The sequence below is a fragment of the Burkholderia sp. Tr-20390 genome, from assembly GCF_017104595.1.
Lineage (GTDB): Bacteria > Pseudomonadota > Gammaproteobacteria > Burkholderiales > Burkholderiaceae > Burkholderia.
On the sequence record NZ_JAAGPC010000045.1, the window covers coordinates 1 to 22,836 of the forward strand.

Annotated in this window: 36 protein-coding genes; 34 read left to right on the forward strand and 2 right to left on the reverse strand. The window is 61.5% G+C overall.

The genetic code is table 11. The annotated features are described in order from the left end of the window. The 32 genes from G3N98_RS14820 to dsbD all read left to right on the forward strand — a co-directional run. Positions 1–185 (forward strand): translation elongation factor Tu (locus G3N98_RS14820; protein WP_080485512.1); only part of this gene is annotated, 185 nt, incomplete at its 5' end. Between the two features lie 287 nt (positions 186–472). Continuing rightward, positions 473–784: a 30S ribosomal protein S10 gene (gene rpsJ, locus G3N98_RS14825; protein WP_004199280.1), complete on the forward strand. Its 312-nt coding sequence runs from the start codon at positions 473–475 to the stop codon at positions 782–784. Positions 785–962: 178 nt separating this feature from the next. Continuing rightward, entirely contained in the window at positions 963–1,613 is a 651-nt protein-coding gene (gene rplC, locus G3N98_RS14830) for a 50S ribosomal protein L3 (RefSeq protein ID WP_006482922.1), read from the forward strand. Then, positions 1,613–2,233 carry a 50S ribosomal protein L4 gene (rplD, locus tag G3N98_RS14835; RefSeq protein WP_011350675.1) on the forward strand — a complete coding sequence of 207 codons (621 nt, stop codon included), beginning with the start codon at positions 1,613–1,615 and terminating at the stop codon, positions 2,231–2,233. Before rplC ends, rplD begins: the two co-directional genes overlap by 1 nt. Further along, on the forward strand, positions 2,230–2,544 hold the full coding sequence (rplW, locus tag G3N98_RS14840; protein WP_004199275.1) for a 50S ribosomal protein L23: 315 nt from the start codon (positions 2,230–2,232) through the stop codon (positions 2,542–2,544). The genes rplD and rplW overlap by 4 nt, the downstream gene beginning before the upstream one ends. Positions 2,545–2,546: 2 nt before the next feature. Continuing rightward, positions 2,547–3,374, forward strand: a complete 828-nt coding sequence (rplB, locus tag G3N98_RS14845) for a 50S ribosomal protein L2 (protein WP_006482900.1) — start codon at positions 2,547–2,549, stop codon at positions 3,372–3,374. Between the two features lie 10 nt (positions 3,375–3,384). Further along, positions 3,385–3,660 carry a 30S ribosomal protein S19 gene (gene rpsS / locus G3N98_RS14850; RefSeq protein ID WP_004199273.1) on the forward strand — a complete coding sequence of 92 codons (276 nt, stop codon included), beginning with the start codon at positions 3,385–3,387 and terminating at the stop codon, positions 3,658–3,660. Positions 3,661–3,672: 12 nt separating this feature from the next. Continuing rightward, on the forward strand, positions 3,673–4,002 hold the full coding sequence (gene rplV, locus G3N98_RS14855; protein ID WP_004199272.1) for a 50S ribosomal protein L22: 330 nt from the start codon (positions 3,673–3,675) through the stop codon (positions 4,000–4,002). Between the two features lie 11 nt (positions 4,003–4,013). Then, positions 4,014–4,814 (forward strand): 30S ribosomal protein S3, encoded by an 801-nt coding sequence (rpsC, locus tag G3N98_RS14860; protein ID WP_006482899.1) that lies wholly within the window; start codon positions 4,014–4,016, stop codon positions 4,812–4,814. 2 nt (positions 4,815–4,816) lie between these two features. Continuing rightward, complete coding sequence (gene rplP / locus G3N98_RS14865; RefSeq protein WP_006482873.1) at positions 4,817–5,233, forward strand: 50S ribosomal protein L16; 417 nt, start codon at positions 4,817–4,819, stop codon at positions 5,231–5,233. Between the two features lie 9 nt (positions 5,234–5,242). Then, entirely contained in the window at positions 5,243–5,437 is a 195-nt protein-coding gene (gene rpmC, locus G3N98_RS14870) for a 50S ribosomal protein L29 (protein WP_006400652.1), read from the forward strand. Next, positions 5,434–5,706, forward strand: a complete 273-nt coding sequence (rpsQ, locus tag G3N98_RS14875) for a 30S ribosomal protein S17 (protein WP_006477189.1) — start codon at positions 5,434–5,436, stop codon at positions 5,704–5,706. The genes rpmC and rpsQ overlap by 4 nt, the downstream gene beginning before the upstream one ends. Before the next feature lie 309 nt (positions 5,707–6,015). After that, positions 6,016–6,384 (forward strand): 50S ribosomal protein L14, encoded by a 369-nt coding sequence (gene rplN / locus G3N98_RS14880; protein ID WP_006482918.1) that lies wholly within the window; start codon positions 6,016–6,018, stop codon positions 6,382–6,384. A gap of 9 nt (positions 6,385–6,393) precedes the next feature. Beyond that, entirely contained in the window at positions 6,394–6,702 is a 309-nt protein-coding gene (gene rplX, locus G3N98_RS14885) for a 50S ribosomal protein L24 (RefSeq protein ID WP_006477187.1), read from the forward strand. A 16-nt stretch (positions 6,703–6,718) separates the two neighbouring features. Beyond that, the gene (rplE, locus tag G3N98_RS14890) at positions 6,719–7,258 is read left to right on the forward strand and encodes a 50S ribosomal protein L5 (protein ID WP_006477186.1); all 540 of its coding nucleotides are present in this window, start codon (positions 6,719–6,721) and stop codon (positions 7,256–7,258) included. A 7-nt stretch (positions 7,259–7,265) separates the two neighbouring features. Continuing rightward, positions 7,266–7,571, forward strand: coding sequence for a 30S ribosomal protein S14 (gene rpsN, locus G3N98_RS14895; RefSeq protein ID WP_011350676.1), 306 nt, complete (start codon positions 7,266–7,268; stop codon positions 7,569–7,571). A gap of 14 nt (positions 7,572–7,585) precedes the next feature. Then, positions 7,586–7,981 (forward strand): 30S ribosomal protein S8, encoded by a 396-nt coding sequence (rpsH, locus tag G3N98_RS14900; RefSeq protein ID WP_011350677.1) that lies wholly within the window; start codon positions 7,586–7,588, stop codon positions 7,979–7,981. Positions 7,982–7,999: 18 nt separating this feature from the next. After that, positions 8,000–8,530, forward strand: a complete 531-nt coding sequence (rplF, locus tag G3N98_RS14905; RefSeq protein ID WP_006758786.1) for a 50S ribosomal protein L6 — start codon at positions 8,000–8,002, stop codon at positions 8,528–8,530. A gap of 12 nt (positions 8,531–8,542) precedes the next feature. Further along, positions 8,543–8,908: a 50S ribosomal protein L18 gene (rplR, locus tag G3N98_RS14910; protein ID WP_006477183.1), complete on the forward strand. Its 366-nt coding sequence runs from the start codon at positions 8,543–8,545 to the stop codon at positions 8,906–8,908. A 14-nt stretch (positions 8,909–8,922) separates the two neighbouring features. Next, positions 8,923–9,441 carry a 30S ribosomal protein S5 gene (rpsE, locus tag G3N98_RS14915; RefSeq protein ID WP_006482895.1) on the forward strand — a complete coding sequence of 173 codons (519 nt, stop codon included), beginning with the start codon at positions 8,923–8,925 and terminating at the stop codon, positions 9,439–9,441. 15 nt (positions 9,442–9,456) lie between these two features. Continuing rightward, positions 9,457–9,639: a 50S ribosomal protein L30 gene (rpmD, locus tag G3N98_RS14920; RefSeq protein ID WP_006400644.1), complete on the forward strand. Its 183-nt coding sequence runs from the start codon at positions 9,457–9,459 to the stop codon at positions 9,637–9,639. A gap of 26 nt (positions 9,640–9,665) precedes the next feature. Then, a complete protein-coding gene (gene rplO, locus G3N98_RS14925; RefSeq protein ID WP_006477180.1) occupies positions 9,666–10,100 on the forward strand; it encodes a 50S ribosomal protein L15 in 435 nt (144 codons plus the stop codon). 42 nt (positions 10,101–10,142) lie between these two features. Continuing rightward, positions 10,143–11,492, forward strand: a complete 1,350-nt coding sequence (gene secY, locus G3N98_RS14930; RefSeq protein WP_006482915.1) for a preprotein translocase subunit SecY — start codon at positions 10,143–10,145, stop codon at positions 11,490–11,492. 7 nt (positions 11,493–11,499) lie between these two features. Beyond that, a complete protein-coding gene (gene infA, locus G3N98_RS14935; protein WP_004521905.1) occupies positions 11,500–11,718 on the forward strand; it encodes a translation initiation factor IF-1 in 219 nt (72 codons plus the stop codon). A 20-nt stretch (positions 11,719–11,738) separates the two neighbouring features. Beyond that, positions 11,739–11,855 carry a 50S ribosomal protein L36 gene (gene rpmJ, locus G3N98_RS14940; RefSeq protein WP_004199844.1) on the forward strand — a complete coding sequence of 39 codons (117 nt, stop codon included), beginning with the start codon at positions 11,739–11,741 and terminating at the stop codon, positions 11,853–11,855. Positions 11,856–11,893: 38 nt separating this feature from the next. Next, on the forward strand, positions 11,894–12,259 hold the full coding sequence (rpsM, locus tag G3N98_RS14945) for a 30S ribosomal protein S13 (protein ID WP_006477178.1): 366 nt from the start codon (positions 11,894–11,896) through the stop codon (positions 12,257–12,259). Between the two features lie 28 nt (positions 12,260–12,287). Then, positions 12,288–12,689 carry a 30S ribosomal protein S11 gene (gene rpsK, locus G3N98_RS14950; RefSeq protein WP_004197937.1) on the forward strand — a complete coding sequence of 134 codons (402 nt, stop codon included), beginning with the start codon at positions 12,288–12,290 and terminating at the stop codon, positions 12,687–12,689. A 154-nt stretch (positions 12,690–12,843) separates the two neighbouring features. Continuing rightward, on the forward strand, positions 12,844–13,467 hold the full coding sequence (gene rpsD, locus G3N98_RS14955) for a 30S ribosomal protein S4 (RefSeq protein ID WP_021161733.1): 624 nt from the start codon (positions 12,844–12,846) through the stop codon (positions 13,465–13,467). A gap of 124 nt (positions 13,468–13,591) precedes the next feature. Then, on the forward strand, positions 13,592–14,569 hold the full coding sequence (gene rpoA, locus G3N98_RS14960) for a DNA-directed RNA polymerase subunit alpha (protein ID WP_006477176.1): 978 nt from the start codon (positions 13,592–13,594) through the stop codon (positions 14,567–14,569). A 138-nt stretch (positions 14,570–14,707) separates the two neighbouring features. Further along, complete coding sequence (gene rplQ / locus G3N98_RS14965; RefSeq protein WP_006477175.1) at positions 14,708–15,103, forward strand: 50S ribosomal protein L17; 396 nt, start codon at positions 14,708–14,710, stop codon at positions 15,101–15,103. A 202-nt stretch (positions 15,104–15,305) separates the two neighbouring features. Continuing rightward, positions 15,306–15,632, forward strand: a complete 327-nt coding sequence (gene cutA / locus G3N98_RS14970) for a divalent-cation tolerance protein CutA (protein ID WP_089472004.1) — start codon at positions 15,306–15,308, stop codon at positions 15,630–15,632. Beyond that, a complete protein-coding gene (gene dsbD / locus G3N98_RS14975) occupies positions 15,625–17,481 on the forward strand; it encodes a protein-disulfide reductase DsbD (protein WP_089472005.1) in 1,857 nt (618 codons plus the stop codon). The genes cutA and dsbD overlap by 8 nt, the downstream gene beginning before the upstream one ends. A gap of 152 nt (positions 17,482–17,633) precedes the next feature. On the opposite strand, the gene hemB is transcribed toward dsbD, so the two are convergent. Then, a complete protein-coding gene (gene hemB, locus G3N98_RS14980) occupies positions 17,634–18,632 on the reverse strand; it encodes a porphobilinogen synthase (RefSeq protein WP_089424302.1) in 999 nt (332 codons plus the stop codon). A 252-nt stretch (positions 18,633–18,884) separates the two neighbouring features. Next, complete coding sequence (yihA, locus tag G3N98_RS14985) at positions 18,885–19,544, reverse strand: ribosome biogenesis GTP-binding protein YihA/YsxC (RefSeq protein ID WP_089424303.1); 660 nt, start codon at positions 19,542–19,544, stop codon at positions 18,885–18,887. Between the two features lie 214 nt (positions 19,545–19,758). On the opposite strand from yihA, the gene G3N98_RS14990 reads away from it, so the two are divergent. After that, positions 19,759–20,412 (forward strand): c-type cytochrome, encoded by a 654-nt coding sequence (locus tag G3N98_RS14990; RefSeq protein ID WP_089472006.1) that lies wholly within the window; start codon positions 19,759–19,761, stop codon positions 20,410–20,412. A 204-nt stretch (positions 20,413–20,616) separates the two neighbouring features. Next, positions 20,617–22,833, forward strand: a complete 2,217-nt coding sequence (locus tag G3N98_RS14995; protein WP_206148566.1) for a cytochrome c biogenesis protein ResB — start codon at positions 20,617–20,619, stop codon at positions 22,831–22,833. The last annotated feature ends 3 nt before the right edge of the window (positions 22,834–22,836 follow it).

The window sequence follows — 22,836 nt, forward strand, 5'->3', positions numbered from 1 at the left end:
GTACGACGGACGTGACGGGCTCGATCGAGCTGCCGAAGGACAAGGAAATGGTGATGCCGGGCGACAACGTGTCGATCACGGTGAAGCTGATCGCTCCGATCGCGATGGAAGAAGGTCTGCGCTTCGCTATCCGCGAAGGCGGCCGTACGGTCGGCGCCGGCGTCGTCGCCAAGATCATCGAGTAATATCGACGATCCGCGGATCCCGACGGGGTCCGCGATTCCGCGGTATGCAGTCCGTACCGTCGAAACCGGGTGTCCAGCTTGCGCTGGCACCCGGTTTTGTTTTTCCGTCACGCGAAAGCGCGGGGCGAGAAACTCGCACCATCGCTCCAGAATTTCGTGTAGAATCGCGGGCTTAGCAGTGGAAGTACCGTCCGGAACCTGATGTCTCGCTCCCCGCAGGCGTCATGTTTCACGTTCTTTTAGTGTCCGGCGATGCAACATCGCCTCGCTCTTTCCAAGGAATCGTCATGCAGCAACAGAAAATCCGCATTCGCCTGAAGGCATTCGACTATCGTCTGATCGATCAATCGGCTGCCGAGATCGTCGATACCGCGAAGCGGACTGGCGCAATCGTCCGTGGCCCGGTGCCGCTGCCGACGCGCATTCAGCGTTTTGACATCCTGCGTTCGCCGCACGTCAACAAGACGTCGCGCGATCAGCTCGAAATCCGTACCCACCAGCGCCTGATGGACATCGTCGATCCGACCGACAAGACGGTTGACGCGCTGATGAAGCTCGACCTGCCGGCTGGCGTCGACGTGGAAATCAAGCTGCAGTAAGGCTTCCAGCGCCGATCGGCATGCCGGGCGGCGCTAAGTCTTTGTATTGCTTGCGGAAATCGAGAAGTCGGGCTATACTGCTTGGCTTTTCGCGTATTCGCGTAAAAAAGTTGGGCCTTGCGTGCCCGGCATTTTGTAAATCAGCCCCGACCAATCGCAGTCGGGAATGGAGAAAATGATGAGCCTTGGACTCGTAGGTCGCAAGGTTGGCATGACCCGTATCTTCACGGCGGAAGGGGATTCGATTCCCGTCACCGTGCTGGACGTGTCGGACAACCGCGTGACGCAGATCAAGACTGTTGAAACCGACGGCTACACGGCCGTGCAGGTTGCATTCGGCTCCCGTCGTGCCTCGCGCGTGACGAAGCCGCTGGCAGGTCATCTCGCCAAAGCCGGTGTCGAAGCCGGTGAAATCCTCAAGGAATTCCGCATTGACGCGGCCAAGGCAGCTGAGCTGTCGAATGGCGCCGTGGTCGGTGCTGATCTTTTCGAAGTGGGCCAGAAGGTCGACGTGCAAGGCGTGTCGATCGGTAAGGGCTACGCCGGTACGATCAAGCGTTACAACTTCTCCTCCGGCCGTGCCACGCACGGTAACTCGCGCTCGCACAACGTGCCGGGCTCGATCGGTATGGCGCAGGATCCGGGTCGTGTTTTCCCGGGTAAACGCATGACGGGTCACATGGGTGACGTGACGGTGACGGTGCAGAACCTCGAAATCGCCCGTATCGACGCAGAGCGCAAGCTGCTGCTCGTGAAGGGTGCGATTCCGGGCGCGAAGGGCGGCAAGGTCTTCGTGACGCCGGCCGTCAAGACCAAGGGGGCGAAATAATGGAACTCAAGCTCCTGAACGAAAATGGTCAGGAAGGTGCAGTGGTCAACGCATCGGACGTCGTGTTCGGTCGTGACTACAACGAAGCGCTGATCCACCAGGTCGTCGTCGCGTACCAGGCGAATGCTCGCCAGGGTAACCGCGCACAGAAGGACCGTGAGCAAGTCAAGCACACGACGAAGAAGCCGTGGCGCCAGAAGGGTACGGGCCGCGCTCGTGCCGGTATGTCGTCGAGCCCGTTGTGGCGTGGCGGTGGTCGTATCTTCCCGAATTCGCCGGAAGAAAACTTCTCGCACAAGGTCAACAAGAAGATGCATCGCGCAGGTCTCTGCTCGATCTTCTCGCAGCTGGCCCGTGAAGGCCGTCTGTCGGTCGTCGAGGACATCATCCTCGAAGCGCCGAAGACCAAGCTGCTGGCCGAAAAATTCAAGACCATGGGTCTCGACTCCGTGCTGATCATTACGGATACGGTCGACGAGAACCTGTACCTGGCTTCGCGCAACCTGCCGCACGTGGCGATTGTCGAGCCGCGCTACGCTGACCCGCTGTCGCTGATCTACTTCAAGAAAGTGCTGGTCACGAAGGCTGCGGTCGCCCAGATCGAGGAGTTGCTGTCATGAGCGAGATTCGCAAGAACGATCATCGTTTGATGCAGGTCCTGCTCGCGCCGGTGATCTCGGAAAAGGCGACGCTGGTTGCCGACAAGAACGAGCAAGTCGTGTTCGAAGTCGCACCGGATGCCACGAAGCAGGAAGTGAAGGCGGCTGTCGAGCTGCTGTTCAAGGTTGAAGTTGATTCCGTCAACGTGCTGGTTCAGAAGGGCAAGCAGAAGCGCTTTGGCCGTTCGATGGGCCGCCGCAAGGACGTGAAGAAGGCGTACGTTTGCCTGAAGCCCGGCCAGGAAATCAACTTTGAAGCGGAGGCCAAGTAATCATGGCAATCGTTAAAGTTAAGCCGACATCGCCGGGTCGCCGCGCGATGGTCAAGGTGGTCAACAAGAACCTGCACCAGGGCAAGCCGTTCGCGGCACTGCTCGACTCGCAGAGCTCGACCGCCGGCCGTAACAACAACGGTCGTATCACCACGCGTCACAAGGGTGGTGGTCACAAGCAGCACTACCGTATCGTCGATTTCCGTCGCACGAAGGATGGCATTCCGGCAAAGGTCGAGCGTCTCGAGTACGACCCGAACCGTAGCGCGAACATCGCGCTGGTGCTCTACGCAGACGGCGAACGTCGCTACATCATCGCCCCGAAGGGCCTGACCGTCGGCCAACAGCTGATGTCGGGTTCGGAAGCGCCGATCCGTGCAGGCAACACGCTGCCGATCCGCAACATTCCGGTCGGTACGACGATCCACTGCATCGAGATGCTGCCGGGCAAGGGCGCGCAAATGGCGCGTTCGGCTGGTACGTCGGCCATGCTGCTCGCCCGTGAAGGCGTCTACGCGCAGGTTCGTCTGCGTTCGGGCGAAATCCGCCGCGTGCACATCGAGTGCCGTGCAACGATCGGTGAAGTCGGCAACGAAGAGCATAGCCTGCGCCAGATCGGCAAGGCTGGCGCGAACCGCTGGCGCGGTATCCGCCCGACGGTGCGTGGCGTTGCGATGAACCCGGTTGATCACCCGCACGGTGGTGGTGAGGGCAAGACGGCTGCAGGTCGCGATCCGGTTAGCCCGTGGGGTACGCCGGCTAAGGGTTATCGCACCCGTAGCAACAAGCGCACGACGACGATGATCGTCCAGCGCCGTCACAAGCGTTAAGGAGTAGGCAATGGCACGTTCTGTTAAAAAAGGTCCGTTCTGCGACGCCCATTTGCTGAAGAAAGTTGAGGCGGCTGCAGCTTCGCGCGACAAAAAGCCGATCAAGACCTGGTCGCGTCGCTCGACGATTCTGCCGGATTTCATCGGCCTGACGATCGCTGTTCACAACGGCCGTCAACACGTTCCGGTGTACATCTCGGAAAACATGGTCGGCCACAAGCTTGGCGAGTTCGCACTGACCCGTACGTTCAAGGGTCACGCAGCCGACAAGAAGGCCAAGAAATAAGGGGCAATCAAGATGGAAGTGAAAGCAATTCATCGCGGTGCCCGCATCTCGGCGCAGAAAACGCGCCTTGTGGCTGACCAGATCCGCGGTTTGCCGGTCGACAAGGCGCTGAACGTTCTGACGTTCTCGCCGAAGAAGGCGGCTGGCATCGTGAAGAAGGTTGTGCTGTCGGCAATCGCGAATGCGGAGCACAACGAAGGCGCTGATATCGACGAGCTCAAGATCAAGAGCATCTACGTCGACAAGGCTGCATCGCTCAAGCGTTTCACCGCGCGCGCCAAGGGCCGCGGTAACCGCATCGAGAAGCAATCCTGTCACATCACTGTGACGGTCGGGAATTAAGGAGCCATACGATGGGACAGAAAATTCATCCGACTGGCTTCCGCCTGGCTGTCAGCCGCAATTGGGCTTCGCGTTGGTACGCGAACAACAACAATTTCGCGGCGATGCTGCAGGAAGACATCGGTGTTCGTGAATACCTGAAGAAGAAGCTGAAGAACGCTTCGGTCGGTCGGGTCGTCATCGAGCGTCCGGCGAAGAACGCGCGCATCACGATTTACAGCTCGCGTCCGGGTGTGGTCATCGGCAAGAAGGGCGAGGATATCGAGCAGCTGAAGACGGAACTGCAACGCCGCATGGGCGTTCCGGTTCACGTCAACATCGAAGAAATCCGCAAGCCGGAAACCGATGCTCAGCTGATCGCTGACTCGATCACGCAACAGCTCGAGCGCCGGATCATGTTCCGTCGCGCGATGAAGCGTGCGATGCAGAACGCGATGCGTCTGGGTGCCCAAGGCATCAAGATCATGAGCGCTGGCCGTCTGAACGGTATCGAAATCGCTCGTACGGAGTGGTATCGCGAAGGTCGCGTGCCCCTTCACACGCTGCGTGCTGATATCGACTACGCGACCTCGGAAGCGAAGACGACCTACGGGATCATCGGCGTCAAGGTGTGGGTTTACAAGGGCGACACGCTCGGCCGCAACGACGCACCGGTGGTGGAAGAAGTAGCCGAAGACAAGCGTCCGCGTCGCAATGCGCGTCCGGGCGACCGTCGTCCGCGCCGTGACGGCGAAGGCGGCGCTCCGGGTGCTCGTCGTGGCGCACCGCGCCGCGGCGCCGGCAAGCCCGAAGACGGCAAGACTGGAGAATAACGATGCTGCAACCGAAACGCAGAAAGTATCGTAAAGAGCAGAAGGGTCGTAACACCGGCAAGGCGACGCGCGGCAACGCAGTGTCGTTCGGTGAATTCGGCCTGAAGGCTATCGGTCGCGGTCGTCTGACCGCACGCCAGATTGAAGCGGCGCGTCGTGCAATGACGCGTCACATCAAGCGTGGCGGCCGCATCTGGATCCGGATCTTCCCGGACAAGCCGATTTCGCAGAAGCCGGCCGAAGTGCGTATGGGTAACGGTAAGGGTAACCCGGAGTACTACGTCGCCGAGATTCAGCCGGGCAAGATGCTCTATGAAATGGACGGCGTAACCGAAGAACTGGCACGCGAAGCGTTCCGTCTGGCTGCAGCCAAGCTGCCGCTGAAGACGGCGTTCATCGTGCGCCAGCTCGGCGCCTAAGGAGAAAATATGAAGGCTTCCGAACTTCTCCAGAAAGACCAGGCCGCGCTCAACAAGGAGCTGGCGGACCTGCTGAAGGCGCAATTCGGCCTGCGCATGCAACTCGCGACCCAGCAGCTCACGAACACGAGCCAGCTGAAGAAGGTTCGTCGCGACATCGCACGTGTGCGGACCGTCATGACTCAGAAGGCGAACCAGAAATGAACGATAGCGTGAAAACCTCGCTGAAGCGGACGCTGGTCGGTCGGGTCGTCAGCAACAAGATGGACAAGACCGTCACCGTGCTGATCGAGCACCGCGTCAAGCACCCGATCTACGGCAAGTATGTCGTGCGTTCGAAGAAGTACCACGCGCACGATGAAGCGAACACCTACAACGAAGGCGATCTCGTCGAAATCCAGGAAACTCGTCCTGTTTCGAAGACGAAGGCCTGGACGGTGTCGCGCCTCGTCGAAGCAGCTCGCGTCATCTAAGCGGGCAGCGCAGTAGGCAGTAACAGGCACTTCTCCGCGAAGTGCTTGAAATCGCAAAGTATTTGCTTGCGTGACCAGGATTATTTGTTATAATCCTGGTCTTCCCTCTTTATGGGAGCCCCGTCGCGGGCGAAGTTGGTGGGGGAAGCGGACTGGCGCCTGCCTGTCCGAAAGATTCACCGAATTGCGATGGCGGGTTTCGTTTGCCGTCGCTGCTGTTCCAACCCAAGCAGCCGATTGGCTGACGGGACCAAGACTGACCGAATGCATCATGGTGGTGCATCCGGATTAAGTTGGGAAAGACAAACCATGATCCAGACCGAATCTCGGCTCGAAGTAGCCGACAACACGGGTGCACGTGAAGTCCTGTGCATCAAGGTGCTCGGCGGCTCGAAGCGTCGTTATGCCGGCATTGGCGACATCATCAAGGTGAGCGTCAAAGAGGCAACGCCGCGCGGGCGCGTGAAGAAAGGCGAAATTTACAACGCCGTGGTGGTCCGCACCGCCAAGGGCGTGCGCCGTCAAGACGGCTCGCTGATCAAGTTCGACGGCAACGCCGCTGTGCTTTTGAATAACAAGCTCGAGCCGATCGGCACCCGTATTTTCGGGCCGGTCACGCGTGAGCTGCGTAGCGAACGATTCATGAAGATCGTTTCGCTGGCGCCGGAAGTGCTGTAAGGAGTCGCGATGAACAAGATTCGCAAAGGTGACGAAGTCATCGTCGTCACTGGCAAGGACAAGGGCAAGCGCGGCGTCGTGCTGGCTGTCGGTGCAGAGCATGTGACGGTTGAAGGTATCAACCTCGTCAAGAAGCATGTGAAGCCGAACCCGATGAAGGGTACGACGGGCGGCGTGGAAGCGAAGACGATGCCCCTGCATATTTCGAACGTCGCACTGGTCGACGCGAATGGCAAGGCGTCGCGTGTTGGCATCAAGGTCGAGGAAGGCAAGAAGGTTCGCTTCCTGAAGACGACCGGTGCTGTACTGAGCGCCTGACGCAGCGGAGTAAAAAATGGCTCGTTTTCAAGAGTTTTACAAAGAAAAGGTTGTGCCCGGCCTGATCGAGAAGTTCGGTTACAAGTCGGTCATGGAAGTGCCGCGCATCACCAAGATCACGCTGAACATGGGTCTTGGCGAAGCGATCGCTGACAAGAAGATTATCGAGAACGCCGTTGGCGACCTCACGAAGATCGCTGGTCAGAAGCCGGTCGTGACCAAGGCACGCAAGGCAATCGCAGGCTTCAAGATCCGCCAGGGCTACCCGATCGGCGCGATGGTGACGCTGCGTGGCCAAGCGATGTACGAATTCCTCGACCGTTTCGTGACGGTTGCCCTGCCCCGCGTGCGTGACTTCCGCGGCGTGTCGGGTCGTGCTTTCGATGGCCGTGGCAACTACAACATCGGTGTGAAAGAGCAGATCATTTTCCCCGAAATCGACTACGACAAGATCGACGCACTGCGTGGGCTGAACATCAGCATCACGACGACTGCGAAGACCGACGACGAAGCAAAGGCTCTGCTCGCCAGCTTCAAGTTCCCGTTCAGAAACTGAGGTTACCGTGGCTAAACTGGCACTGATCGAACGTGAAAAGAAGCGCGCCCGCCTGGTCGCGAAGTTCGCAGCAAAGCGCGATGCGCTGAAGGCGATCGTCGAAGACCAAAGCAAGTCGGAAGAAGAGCGCTACGAAGCACGCCTTGAGCTGCAGCAACTGCCCCGCAACGCAAACCCGACCCGCCAGCGTAACCGCTGCGCGATCACGGGCCGTCCGCGTGGCACGTTCCGTAAATTCGGCCTCGCGCGTAACAAGATTCGTGAAATCGCATTCCGTGGCGAGATTCCTGGCCTGACCAAGGCGAGCTGGTAATAGGAGAAACGTAAATGAGCATGAGTGATCCTATCGCCGATATGCTGACTCGCATCCGCAACGGGCAGATGGTCGAGAAGGTATCGGTGTCGATGCCCTCGTCGAAAGTCAAGGTTGCAATCGCGCAAGTCCTGAAAGACGAAGGCTATATCGACGATTTCGCCGTGAAGGCGGAAGGTGCGAAGTCCGAACTGAATATCGCGCTGAAGTACTACGCTGGCCGTCCGGTCATCGAACGCATCGAACGCGTGTCGAAGCCTGGCCTGCGCGTGTACCGCGGCCGTAACGACATCCCGCAGGTCATGAATGGCCTCGGTGTGGCAATCGTGTCGACGCCGAAGGGCGTGATGACCGACCGCAAGGCGCGCGCTACCGGCGTCGGCGGCGAAGTCATCTGCTACGTCGCTTAAAGCCGAGGAGAGAGAAACATGTCTCGAGTAGGTAAGAGCCCGATCGCGCTGCAAGGCGCGGAAGTCAAGCTGGCCGACGGTGCGATCACCGTCAAGGGCCCGCTGGGCACCATCACGCAAGCGATCAATCCGCTCGTGAACGTGGCGAACAACGACGGCACGCTGAACCTGTCGCCGGTGGACGAAAGCCGCGAAGCAAATGCACTGTCGGGCACGATGCGCGCGATTATCGCGAATGCCGTGCACGGCGTGACCAAGGGTTTCGAGCGCAAGCTGACGCTGGTTGGCGTCGGTTATCGTGCGCAAGCGCAAGGCGACAAGCTGAACCTGTCGCTGGGTTTCTCGCACCCGGTGGTGCACCAGATGCCGGAAGGCGTCAAGGCAGAAACCCCGACGCAAACCGAAATCGTGATCAAGGGGATCAACAAGCAACAAGTCGGTCAAGTGGCTGCGGAAGTCCGCGGTTACCGTCCGCCGGAACCCTACAAGGGCAAGGGCGTGCGCTATTCCGACGAGGTTGTGATCCTCAAAGAAACGAAGAAGAAGTAAGGGTGCGCAATCATGGATAAGACTCAATCTCGCCTGCGCCGCGCTCGCCAGACGCGTATCAAGATCGCTGAGCTGCAGGTCGCGCGTCTCGCCGTGCATCGCACGAACACGCACATCTACGCTCAAGTGTTCTCGCCGTGCGGCACCAAGGTGCTCGCCAGCGCGTCGACGCTCGAAGCAGAAGTGCGCGCAGAACTGGCCGACAAGTCGGGCAAGGGCGGCAACGTCAATGCCGCGACGCTGATCGGCAAGCGTATTGCCGAAAAGGCAAAGGCTGCCGGCATCGAATCCGTCGCCTTCGACCGCTCGGGCTTCCGCTACCACGGCCGCGTCAAGGCGCTGGCTGAGGCAGCTCGCGAAGCTGGGCTCAAGTTCTAAGGAAGGAATTCGTCATGGCAAAGATGCAAGCGAAAGTTCAGGCTGACGAGCGCGACGACGGCCTTCGCGAAAAGATGATTTCGGTCAATCGCGTGACCAAGGTCGTGAAGGGTGGCCGTATTCTCGGCTTCGCCGCACTGACCGTGGTCGGCGACGGTGATGGCCGCATCGGTATGGGCAAGGGCAAGGCGAAGGAAGTGCCGGTCGCTGTCCAGAAGGCAATGGAACAAGCTCGCCGCAACATGTTCAAGGTGCCGCTCAAGAACGGCACGCTGCAACACGAAGTGCACGGCAAGCATGGCGCATCCGCTGTCCTCCTCGCTCCGGCGAAGGCAGGTACGGGCGTGATCGCCGGCGGCCCGATGCGCGCAGTGTTCGACGTGATGGGCGTTCAGAACGTCGTGGCAAAGAGCCACGGTTCGACGAACCCGTACAACCTCGTTCGCGCCACGCTGGACGGTCTGCGCAAGCAGTCCACCCCGGCAGACATCGCGGCGAAGCGCGGCAAGTCCGTCGAAGAAATTTTGGGCTAAGCCCGGGTGGTCACCATGTCTGAAAAAACTGTCAAGGTTCAGCTCGTTAAGAGCCTGATCGGGACCCGCGAATCGCACCGCGCGACCGTGCGTGGCCTGGGCCTGCGCCGACTCAACTCGGTCAGCGAGCTTCAGGACACGCCGGCGGTCCGCGGCATGATCAACAAGGTCTCGTACCTCGTTAAGGTCATCGCGTAAGCGGCCCTACGGATCAAGGAGTTGATATGGAATTGAATAACCTGAAGCCGGCAGCTGGCGCCAAGCACGCCAAGCGTCGCGTCGGCCGTGGCATCGGTTCGGGCCTCGGCAAGACGGCTGGCCGTGGTCACAAGGGTCAGAAATCGCGTTCGGGCGGCTTCCACAAAGTCGGTTTCGAAGGCGGTCAGATGCCGCTGCAACGTCGTCTGCCGAAGCGCGGCTTCACGTCGCTGACGAAGGAATTCGTCGGTGAAGTGCGCCTGAGCGACCTCGAGAAGCTGCCGGTCGATGAGATCGATCTGCTCGCACTGAAGCAAGCCGGCCTGGTCGGCGAGCTGACGAAGAGCGCAAAGATCATCGCGACGGGCGAACTGAAGCGCAAGATCGTCGTGAAGGGTCTCGGTGCCACCAAGGGTGCGCGCGCTGCGATCGAAGCGGCTGGCGGTTCGTTCGCCGAGTGACACGCGTAGCGCGTCGTCACTTGCATTCATCGGAGAAGGTACTTGGCTAACAGCCCGAGTCTTGCAAAACCCGGTCGAAGCACGGCGAAATTCGGCGATCTGCGCCGGCGAGCAATGTTCTTGCTCCTGGCGCTGATCGTCTATCGCATCGGCGCGCACATTCCCGTGCCGGGCATCGATCCGGATCAACTGGCGAAGCTGTTCCAGAGCCAGGCGGGCGGCATCCTGGGCATGTTCAACATGTTCTCGGGTGGCGCGCTTTCCCGCTTCACGATCTTTGCGCTGGGGATCATGCCGTACATCTCGGCGTCGATCATCATGCAGTTGCTGGCGATTGTCTCGCCGCAGCTCGAGGCGCTGAAGAAGGAAGGGCAGGCAGGGCAACGGAAGATCACGCAGTACACGCGGTATTTCACCGTGGTGCTCGCGACCTTCCAGGCGTTCGGTATCGCGGCTGCGCTGGAAAACCAGCCGGGCCTCGTTACTGACCCCGGCATGCTGTTCCGTCTGACGACGGTCGTGACGCTGGTTACCGGTACGATGTTCCTGATGTGGCTCGGCGAGCAGATTACCGAGCGTGGTCTGGGCAACGGTATCTCGATCATCATCTTCGGCGGGATCGCAGCAGGGTTCCCGAATGCCGTCGGTGGGTTGTTCGAGCTGGTGCGTACGGGTTCGATGAGCATCATTTCGGCGATCATCATCGTCGTCCTGATTGCCGCGGTGACTTACCTGGTCGTGTTCATCGAACGCGGTCAGCGCAAGATCCTCGTGAACTACGCGAAGCGCCAGGTCGGCAACAAGATCTACGGTGGGCAGTCGTCGCATCTGCCGCTGAAGCTGAACATGTCGGGTGTGATTCCGCCGATCTTTGCATCGTCGATCATTCTGTTCCCGGCAACGATTCTCGGCTGGTTCAGTACCGGTCAGCCGACGGGAAGCTGGATTTCCAATACGTTGCATAACGTTGCGGAAGCGCTGAAGCCGGGCCAGCCGGTCTATGTGCTGCTGTACACGCTGGCGATCGTGTTTTTCTGCTTCTTCTACACCGCACTGGTGTTCAACAGCAGGGAAACCGCAGACAACCTGAAGAAGAGCGGCGCGTTTGTTCCGGGTATCCGCCCGGGCGATCAGACCGCACGATATATCGACCGCATCCTCACGCGTCTGACGCTGGCCGGTGCGATCTACATCGTCTTCGTGTGTCTGCTGCCGGAGTTTCTGGTGCTGCGCTGGAACGTGCCGTTTTATTTTGGTGGAACGTCGCTGCTGATCATTGTCGTCGTCACGATGGACTTTATGGCGCAGGTGCAGTCGTACGTTATGTCGCAACAGTATGAGTCACTGCTCAAGAAGGCGAACTTCAAGGGCGGCAACATCCCGATGCGTTGAAAGGACTATGGCCAAAGACGATGTAATCCAGATGCAGGGTGAGGTGATTGAAAACCTCCCGAATGCGACCTTCCGCGTGAAGCTGGAAAACGGCCATGTCGTGTTGGGGCATATTTCCGGAAAGATGCGGATGCACTACATCCGCATCCTGCCGGGCGACAAGGTGACGGTTGAATTGACGCCTTACGATCTGTCTCGTGCGCGGATCGTGTTCCGGGCGAAGTGATTTGAAAAAAGGGTATTATCATGAAAGTGATGGCATCGGTTAAGCGCATTTGCCGCAATTGCAAGATCATCAAGCGCAAAGGCGTCGTTCGCGTGATCTGCAGCTCGGATCCGCGCCACAAGCAGCGCCAAGGCTGACCGCGCGTTTGTTTGCGCTTTTTGTTTGAGGAAAAACAATGGCTCGTATCGCAGGGGTTAACATCCCGAATCACCAGCACACCGAGATCGGCCTGACGGCAATCTTTGGTGTCGGCCGCACCCGTTCGCGCAGCATCTGCGTGGCAGCTGGCGTCGATTTTTCGAAGAAGGTCAAGGACTTGACCGACGCAGACTTGGAAAAGCTGCGTGAAGAAGTGGGCAAGTTTGTCGTCGAAGGCGATCTGCGCCGTGAAGTGACGATGAACATCAAGCGCCTGATGGACCTCGGTTGCTACCGTGGTGTTCGTCATCGCAAGGGCCTGCCGATGCGCGGTCAGCGTACGCGTACGAACGCACGTACTCGCAAGGGTCCGCGTCGTGCAGCGCAAGCGCTGAAGAAGTAAGCGGAACTGACAGTTACAGGAAAACGTAATGGCTAAGGCTTCGAACACCGCGGCGCAACGCGTTCGCAAGAAGGTTAAGAAGAACGTCGCTGAAGGCGTGGTTCACGTTCACGCGTCGTTCAACAATACGATCATCACGATCACCGATCGCCAAGGCAACGCACTGGCATGGGCGACGTCGGGCGGTCAGGGCTTCAAGGGCTCGCGCAAATCGACGCCGTTCGCTGCCCAGGTCGCAGCCGAGTCGGCTGGCCGCGTCGCGATGGAATACGGCGTGAAGAATCTGGAAGTGCGGATCAAGGGCCCGGGCCCGGGTCGTGAGTCGGCAGTGCGCGCACTGCACGGCCTCGGCATCAAGATCACCGCGATTTCGGACGTCACCCCGATTCCGCACAACGGCTGCCGTCCGCCGAAGCGTCGTCGTATCTAAAGGTGTGCTGGCACGTTCGTGCTAGCACATTGCCTGTCGCCGCTCAGCGTCGACGGGCGTTGCTTTTTTGATTGACTAAGCCCACCGTTCGCCCCAAAGGGCGCGAACTAGCGCGGATTCAGATCTGCGTGACTGATTGATAGAGGAATGCAAAGTGGCACGTTATATCGGCCCGAAGGCCAAGCTGTCCCGCCGTGAAGGCACCGACCTGTTCCTGAAGAGCGCACGTCGCTCGCTCGCCGACAAGTGCAAGCTCGACAGCAAGCCGGGTCAGCACGGCCGTACCTCGGGCGCACGTACGTCCGACTACGGTACGCAGCTGCGCGAAAAGCAGAAGGTCAAGCGTATCTACGGCGTGCTGGAGCGTCAGTTCCGCCGCTACTTCGCTGAAGCCGACCGCCGCAAGGGCAACACGGGTGAAAACCTGCTGCAACTGCTCGAGTCGCGTCTCGACAACGTCGTGTATCGCATGGGCTTCGGCTCGACCCGCGCTGAAGCGCGTCAGCTGGTGAGCCACAAGTCGATCACCGTGAACGGCGTCGTCGCGAACGTCCCGTCGCAGCAAGTGAAGGCAGGTGACATCGTCGCGATCCGCGAAAAGGCGAAGAAGCAGGCGCGTATCGTCGAAGCGCTGTCGCTGGCCGAGCAAGGCGGCATGCCGAGCTGGGTTGCAGTCGATGCGAAGAAGTTCGAAGGCACGTTCAAGCAAATGCCGGAACGCGCTGAAATCGCAGGCGACATCAACGAAAGCCTGATCGTCGAATTGTATTCGCGTTAATCCGATTGACGGCCGAGGTACCCCGATTGCGTTGCGCAAGGAGGGGCCTCGGCTGTTTATTTTCTGGTTGTTACCGGTCAGCCTTATCGGTGTAACGAGCCGAGGGTATTGAAAAGGAAAGCCCATGCAAACCAGTTTGCTGAAACCCAAGATCATCGCCGTGGAATCGCTGGGCGAGAACCACGCGAGGGTGGTCATGGAACCGTTCGAACGCGGTTACGGCCACACCTTGGGCAATGCGCTTCGCCGCGTGCTGCTGTCGTCGATGGTTGGCTACGCGCCGACCGAAGTGACGATCGCGGGCGTGGTGCACGAGTACTCGACGCTGGATGGCGTGCAGGAAGACGTCGTCAACCTGCTGCTGAATCTGAAGGGCGTGGTGTTCAAGCTGCATAACCGTGACGAAGTGACGGTTACGCTGCGCAAGGAAGGTGAAGGCGTTGTCACGGCCGGCGATATCGAGCTGGCTCACGACTGCGAAGTCATCAACCCGAATCACGTGATTGCGCATCTGTCGAAGGGCGGCAAGCTCGACGTTCAGATCAAGATCGAAAAGGGTCGCGGCTATGTGCCCGGCAACGTCCGTCGCTACGGCGAAGACACGGCCAAGATCATCGGCCGCATCGTCCTCGACGCATCGTTCTCGCCGGTTCGCCGCGTGAGCTACGCTGTCGAAAGCGCACGTGTCGAGCAGCGTACCGACCTCGACAAGCTCGTGATGAACATCGAGACGAGCGGTGTGATCACGCCGGAAGAAGCGATCCGTCAATCGGCCCGCATCCTGGTCGACCAGCTGTCCGTGTTCGCGGCGCTGGAAGGCACGGAAACGGCAGCCGAAGCGCCGTCGCGTGCACCGCAGATCGACCCGATCCTGCTGCGTCCGGTGGACGATCTCGAGCTGACGGTTCGTTCGGCGAACTGCCTGAAGGCCGAGAACATCTACTACATCGGCGACCTGATCCAGCGCACGGAAAACGAGCTGCTGAAGACGCCGAACCTCGGTCGCAAGTCGCTCAACGAGATCAAGGAAGTGCTCGCTTCGCGCGGTCTCACGCTGGGCATGAAGCTCGAAAACTGGCCGCCGGCTGGTCTCGACAAGTAAGCCTGGTTGTTGCTGTAGTTGGCAAAGATGCGGATTTTCCTTTAAAATCCGCATCTTGCTTTTTTTCGTTACCGGCCCGTGCACCCATCGAGGTGCGATAGAAGAGCTGGATCAAAACTTTGAATCAAGGAAACTGAAATGCGCCATCGTCATGGTCTGCGGAAACTGAACCGCACGAGCAGCCACCGTCTGGCTATGCTCCGTAACATGTCCAACTCGCTGATCGAGCACGAAGTCATCAAGACGACGCTGCCGAAGGCGAAGGAACTCCGTAAAGTCGTCGAGCCGCTGATCACGCTCGGCAAGAAGCCGTCGCTGGCAAACCGTCGCCTGGCGTTCAACCGCCTGCGTGATCGTGACTCGGTGGCGAAGCTGTTCGACGTGCTCGGTCCGCGTTTCGCGAACCGTCCGGGCGGCTACCTGCGCGTGCTGAAGTTCGGCTTCCGCGTGGGCGACAACGCACCGATGGCACTGGTCGAGCTGCTCGATCGTCCGGAAGTCGACGAAACGGAAAACGTGCAAGAAGCTGAGTAAGCTTCCGGTACGCAGCAGTATCTGAAAGGGGCCGAGCAATTGCTTGGCCCTTTTTGTTTTTCCGGCGCCGGCTGCGATCGATTGTCGCAGGGAGGTGCCGGCAGCGTTGCGCGGGCTGCGCTACGATACGGGGCAGCCGGCGCGCGCTCCAGGTGGGCAATTCGCGTCGGCAGGAGCCGATAGACCAGCCAGGAGGGCGCGGATGATAGTGGTGCTGATGCTGACGACGGTGCCCGATGCCGAGACCGCCAAGACGCTTTCCGACGGTGCGCTCGATGCGCGGCTTGCCGCGTGCGTGTCGGAGCTCGGCGCGATCAAGTCGCGCTACCACTGGCAGGGCAAGGTCGAAACGGCCGACGAGATCCAGTTGCTGTTCAAGACGAGCCCCGTGCGGGCGCTCGAACTGGAGCGATTTATTCTCGCGCATCATCCTTACGAGACGCCCGAAATCGTCTCGTGGCAGACGACGGCATCGGCCGCGTACGGCCAGTGGGTGACGAGCGAAACTCAACGTCTATTTCATGTTTAACGGTATGGCGCTTCCCGTGCGCGTGCGCGCGCTGCGATTCCTCGCAGTCCTGTTGTCGTTCATGCTCGTGCTCGGCGGCCTGTCGGCCGCGCGCGCGGCCGACGATTTCCTCGATCCGTCGGTTGCGTTCAAGTTCAGTGCGAGTGAATCCCCGGGGCAGGTGGACGTCCACTTCAAGGTCGCCAACGGCTATTACCTGTACCGCGAGCGGTTCGCGTTCGCGGTGAAGAGCGGGCAGGCGACGCTCGGCGATCCGCAATTCCCGGCCGGCCACGTGAAGTTCGACCAGACGTTCCAGAAGGACGTCGAGACCTACCGTGACGAAGTCGTCGTGCATGTGCCCGTCAAGCAGGCGTCAGGTCCGTTCGAGCTCGCGGTGACGTCGCAGGGGTGCGCGGACGAGGGCATCTGCTATCCGCCGGCCGAGCACGTCGTGAAGGTCGATGGCGCCGCGCTGGGCGCCGCCTCGTCGTCGCCGTCGTCCGCCGATGCGGTTGCCGCGGGCAGCTGGTTCGACAAGGTCACGAGCGCCGATTTCGCGCAGTCGCTGCTCGAAGGGCATGGCTTCTTCACGATCGTCGCACTGTATTTCGTCGCGGGCGTCGTGCTGAGCCTCCTGCCGTGTTCGTATCCGATGATTCCGATCGTGTCGGCGATCATCATCGGCCAAGGCACACGCGCGACGCATGCGCGCGGCTTCGCGCTGTCGCTGACCTATGTGGTCGGCATGGCGCTGGTCTACACGGTGCTCGGCATCGCCGCGGCGCTGGTGGGCCAGAGCCTCGGCGCGTGGCTGCAGAACCCGTGGGTGCTCGGCGCGTTCGGCGTGCTGTTGACCGCGTTTGCCGTCTCGCTGATCTCGGGCAAGGACATCGCGCTGCCCGCACGCTGGCAGAACGGCGCGGCCGAGGCATCGACCGCGCGCCAGGGCGGTCATTTCGTCGCGGTCGCGGCGATGGGCGCGCTGTCCGCACTGGTTGTCGGCGCATGCATGACGGCACCGCTGTTCGCGGTGCTCGCCTTCATCGCGCACACGGGCAATGCGCTGCTCGGCGGCGCTGCACTGTTCGCGATGGGGCTGGGGCTGGGCGTGCCGCTGCTGGTCGTCGGCGTCGGGGCCGGGACGGTACTGCCGCGCGCCGGCGCATGGATGGACGGCGTGAAGGTGTTCTTCGGCATCGTGCTGCTCGCAGCCGCGCTGTGGATCGTGTGGCCGGTGCTGGCCGGTGGCCTGAAGATGGTGCTCGCTGCGTTGTGGCTGCTGATCGCGGCCGCGGCGCTCGGGCTGTTCACGCCGAATGCCGGCGCCACGTCGATCTGGCGTCGCCTTGGCCGTGGCGTGGGCGCTGCGCTCGCGATCTGGGCGGCTACGCTGCTCGTCGGCCTGGCCGCGGGCTCGACCGATCCGGTCAAGCCGCTGGCGGTGCTGGCGGCACGCACGGTTGCGTCGGGCGGTACGGCGGCAGCAGGCGCGGCCGCTGCTCAGGACGGGCCCGCGTTCGCATCGGTGCGCTCGAGCGGCGAACTCGACACGCTGCTGAAGACGGCGGGCCAGCCCGTGATGCTCGACTTCTACGCCGACTGGTGCGTGAGCTGCAAGGAGATGGAGCATCTGACGTTTACCGACGCGCGTGTGCAGGCGCGACTCGCGCAACTTCACCTCGTGCGTGCGGACGTCACCGCGAACAACCCGGACGACCAGGCGCTGCTGAAGCGCTTCAACCTGTTCGGCCCGCCGGGCATCATCTTCTTCGATCGAAGCGGCAACGAGATCGGGCGCGTGGTCGGCTATCAGGCGGCCGAGACGTTCCTGCGCAGCCTCGACCGGGCTGCGGTCCCGACGGTATGACCAGGCGCGTCGCGTGCGCGCTGGTGGCCAACCGGCGCGCTTGCGTGGCATGAATTGACGATCGAGGCATACGGCCGCGATCGACAGCAAACAAAAAAACGGCGGGACACCGAAGTGTCCCGCCGTTTTTTTTTCCACCTGCCGGCAGGCGCTTAGCGCTGTGCTTTCAGCAGACGCGCGGCATCGAGCGCGAAGTACGTGAGCACGCCGTCGGCGCCCGCACGCTTGAACGCGAGCAGCGATTCCAGCACGACCTTGTCGTGATCGAGCCAGCCGTTCATCGCGGCGGCCTTCAGCATCGCGTATTCACCGCTCACCTGGTACACGTAGGTCGGAAAGCGGAACTCGTCCTTCACGCGGCGCACGATGTCGAGGTACGGCATGCCGGGCTTGACCATCACCATGTCGGCGCCTTCGTCGATGTCCAGGCGCACTTCGCGCAGCGCTTCGTCGCTGTTCGCCGGATCCATCTGGTAGGTCATCTTGTTGCCCTTGCCCAGATTGGACGCCGAGCCGACCGCGTCGCGGAACGGGCCGTAGAACGCCGACGCGAACTTGGCCGAATAGGCCATGATTCGCGTGTGGATATGGCCGTCGCTTTCCAGCATTTCGCGGATCGCGCCGATGCGGCCGTCCATCATGTCCGACGGCGCGACGATGTCGACGCCGGCTTCCGCCTGCGCGCGCGCCTGATCGATCAGGATCTCGATCGTGTCGTCGTTGATCACATAGCCGTTTTCGTCGAGCACGCCGTCCTGGCCGTGGCTCGTGTACGGATCGAGTGCGACGTCGGTCAGCACGCCGAGTTCGGGGAAGCGCTTCTTCAGCTCGCGCACCGCGCGCGGGATCAGGCCTTCCGGATTGGCTGCCTCGCGACCGTCAGGCGTTTTCACCGACGGCTCGATGGCCGGGAACAGCGACAGCACGGGCACGCCGAGTTCGACGCACTGCTCGGCGACCTGCATCAGCAGATCGACGGACACGCGTTCGACGCCGGGCATCGACGGCACCGGCTGCCGTTCGTTGGTGCCTTCGACGACGAACACCGGATAGATCAGGTCGTCGGTGGTCAGGCGGTTTTCGCGCATCAGGCGCCGGGAGAAGTCGTCGCGGCGCATCCGGCGCGGACGATGAAGCGGATGGAAGCTCATGGCGATTGGGTAGAAATCAGGGCAGTAAGACCTTACGGAACCCTTAGGTCATTTTCGGGAGCGTTGGTATATGATAGCGATCGAGCGGCACGCGTCGCGTGCAGCTCCCCGCTTCTCCTCCCTGAGCGGGTGCCTGTCGTTTTTCGATTAGGCTGTTTGACCCGCCGTTCAACGGCGGGTTTTTTTATGAGCCGGCCGAAACCGCAGGCGCCGTCAGGTGCGCGCCGCCGATCCCGGCCGCGCGTTGCCCGATCATTGTGCTACAGGCTCGCTTTTTTCGTCGGCGACGGACGGCCGCACCCAGCTTTCGATCAATTCGTGCGCTTCGTCGAGCCCAACGCGCTTCATCGCCGAGAACAGCTGGACCGTCAGCTTGCCCTGAACGCCCTGGTCACGATACGCATCGAGCCCCTTTTGCGTGGTTCGCAGTGCGTTGATGCTTTCCTGCCGCGTCAATTTGTCGCACTTCGTCAGCAGCGTGTGGATCGGCTTGCCGGTCGGCACGAACCACTCGATCATGCGGCGGTCGAGATCGGTCAGCGGACGGCGCGAATCCATCATCAGGATCAGGCCGCAGAGCTGCGAGCGGGTCGCGAGGTAGGACGACAGCAGCATTTCCCAATGCGCCTTGGCGGCGCCGGGCACTTCCGCGTAGCCGTAGCCGGGCAGGTCGACGAGGTTCGCGACGGGCTCGGCGGCCGGGCCGACGGAGAAGTAGTTGATATGCTGCGTGCGGCCGGGCGTCTTCGACGCGAAGGCGAGCCGCTTCTGGTTGCACAGCACGTTGATCGCCGTCGACTTGCCGGCATTCGAGCGGCCCGCGAACGCGATTTCCGGCTGGACCGTCGGCGGCAGGTCGCGCAGATGGTTGACGGTCGTGTAGAAGCGGGCTTGATGGAGCAGAAAGGCCATGGGAACCGGAAGGACGGGCGGCGCGAGCCGCTTGGTGGAGGCGGGGTAGCCCCGATAGGCGCCGGAGCTTTCAACACGATATTGTACAATACGGCGGTTTTACCGAAGGCTACCGGGCGCCTGCCTCGCGCTTTTATGTAGCTTCTGCGGTAGACTGAACGCCGTCGTTTTTTGCAGAACCTCAAATTCCCACAAGACGAAACAGGGTGTGCGAATGAATCGACTGTGCAAGTCTCTGATGGTGCTTCAGGTTGCAGCAGGGTTCGTAGGTTTCGTAGCGGAGGCAAACGCGGCGGATGCGGCAAAGCCGGATCTCGACCGTGGCAAGGCGATTGCCGGGCAAGTCTGCGCGTCGTGTCACGGCGCCGACGGCAATAGCGCGTCGGGCAGTTTCCCGAAGCTCGCCGGCCAGCATCCCGAATATCTGGTCAAGCAGTTGAACGACTTCAAGACGCAGCCGGGCGCGAAGGGGCCGGTGCGCACCAACGCGGTGATGGTCGGATTCGCGAGCGCGCTGAGCGCGGACGACATGCGCAACGTCGCCGCGTACTACGGGTCGCAGACGACAAAGCTCGGCACCGCACGCGATGCGGCAACCGTGCCGATCGGCCAGAAGATCTACCGCGGCGGCATCGCGGAAAAGGGCGTACCCGCCTGCGCAAGCTGCCACGGGCCGACAGGGCAAGGGCTCCCGGTCCAGTATCCGCGTCTGTCGGGGCAATGGGCCGATTACACGGTCGCGCAGTTGACCGCGTTCCAGCAGGGTGCCGGCGCGCGCAACAACAACGAGGCGATGCATCAGATCGCCACGCGGCTGTCGGACAACGAGATCAAGGCCGTCGCGGATTACATCGCGGGCCTGCGTTGAGCGGTCAGCCGCGAATGGAATGACCGGGCGCCCGAAGGGCGGCCGGAGTCAGAACAAGAAAAGGGTGGGGCGCCGCATCGTTGCGGTTGCCTCGCCCTTCTTTTTTGTCAGCGCGCGCCGGCCGTCACGCGCGTGCTGGCCGCCCCTTCGGGGGCAATAATCAAAGTGAGCGTTGGGGGCTGTTTCCCCTGAGTCGGAGTTTGAATGAGCGTTACCACGTCGGGGTTGCAGTCGAAGTCGGGTCAGGGTGCGTCCAAGCGCGCGGTCGAGCTGCTGAGCTCGATGCGCTTCGCGATTGCGCTGCTGGTGGTGCTGTCGATTGCGAGCATCATCGGCACGGTCCTGACCCAGGACGATCCGTATCCGAACTATGTGAACCAGTTCGGGCCGTTCTGGGCGGACATCTTCCGCTCGCTCGGCCTGTACAACGTGTACAGCGCGTGGTGGTTCATGCTGATCCTGATCTTCCTCGTCGTGTCGATCTCGCTGTGCGTGATCCGCAACGCGCCGAAGATGCTCGCCGATGCGAAGAGCTGGAAGGACAAGGTTCGCGAAGGCAGCCTGCGGGCCTTCCACCACAAGGCCGAATACACGACGTCCGGCACGCGCGCGACGGTCACGGCGACGCTCGCCACGTTCGTCACCAAGGCCGGCTACAAGCACATCGTGCGTGAGAACGACGGCGCGACGCTGATTTCCGCGAAACGCGGTGCAATGACCAAGTGGGGCTACATCTCCGCGCACCTCGCGATCGTCGTGATCTGTATCGGCGGCCTGCTCGACAGCAACCTGCCGATCAAATTCCAGATGTGGATGTTCGGCAAGAGCCCGGTCAACACGAGCGCGACGATCAGCGAGATCTCGCCCGACCATCGCCTGTCCGCGTCGAACCCGACGTTCCGCGGCTACGCGTGGGTGCCCGAGGGGCAGTTCGTGTCGACCGCGATCCTGAACCAGCCGAGCGGCTCGCTGATCCAGGACCTGCCGTTCTCGATCCAGCTCAACAAGTTCATCGTCGACTACTACACGACGGGCATGCCGAAGCTGTTCGCGAGCGACATCGTCGTGATCGATCGCGAGACCGGCCAGAAGATCCCGGCGCGCGTCGAGGTCAACAAGCCGTTCACGTACAAGGGCGTGTCGATCTACCAGTCGAGCTTCCAGGACGGCGGCTCGCAGATGCAGATGACGGCCTATCCGATGACGGGCGGCAACGCGAAGACCTTCCCCGTGAAGGGGACGATCGGCAGTTCGGCGCCGCTGCAGATTCCGGGCAACGACGGCGACACGATCGAGTTCTCCGATTTCCGTGCGATCAACGTCGAGAACATGGCCGACGCGAACGGCAAGCCGGACGTGCGCGGTGTCGCGACGACGAGCTCGCTGAAGGAAGCGTTCGACGAACGCCTCGGCTCCGGCGCGAAGACGTCGAAGCCGACGCAGCTCCACAACATCGGCCCGTCCGTGCAGTACAAGATCCGCGGCAAGGACGGCCAGGCGCGCGAATTCAACAACTACATGCTGCCCGTCGACATGAACGGCGAGCGCGTGTTCCTCGCCGGCGTGCGTGCGAGCCCGAACGACCCGTTCCGCTACATGCGGATTCCGGCCGACAGCCAGGATTCGATCGGCGAATGGATGCACCTGCGTGCCGCGCTCGAGGATCCGTCCGCGCGCGCCGAGGCCGCCGCGCGCTTCGCGCAGCGTTCGCTGCCGGGCACCGACGCATCGCTGCGCAGCCGTTTGCAGGACAGCGCGTTGAAGGTGCTGACCCTTTTTGCGGCGAGCGACGACAGCGTCGGCCGTGGCGCCGACGGCCAGCCGATCGGCGGCTTCCAGGCCGTGGCGACGTTCATCGACCGTTCGGTGCCGAAGGCCGAGCAGGAGAAGGCCGCAAGCCTGCTGCTGCGCATGCTCGAAGGCTCGATGTGGGAGGTCTGGCAGATCGCGCGCGAGCGTGCGGGCGAGCCGGCGGCGCAGCAGGGCACCGACACGATCCGCTTCGTGCAGAACGCGATCAATGCGCTATCCGACAGCTTTTTGTATGGATCGCCGGTCTATTTGCAGCTTGACTCATTCAAGCAGGTGCAAGCTTCGGTATTTCAGTTGACGCGCGCACCCGGCAAGAATCTGGTGTATCTTGGCAGCCTGCTGCTGGTCGCCGGCATCTTCTCGATGTTCTACGTGCGCGAGCGGCGCCTCTGGTTCTGGTTGAAGGACGCCGGTTCGGGCGTCGATGTGGTGATGGCAATGTCCACGGCCCGCAAGACCTTCGATTTCGAGAAAGAGTTCGTGCAGACGCGCGACGCGGCCGGTGCCGCCTTGCACGCCGCACCTCGCGACGCCGCGCCGGCCGGTGCGGCATCGACGGCCCGTCCGCCTGCCGGCGGCGGTTCCGATTCCGAGAATTCCACCCGGTAACAT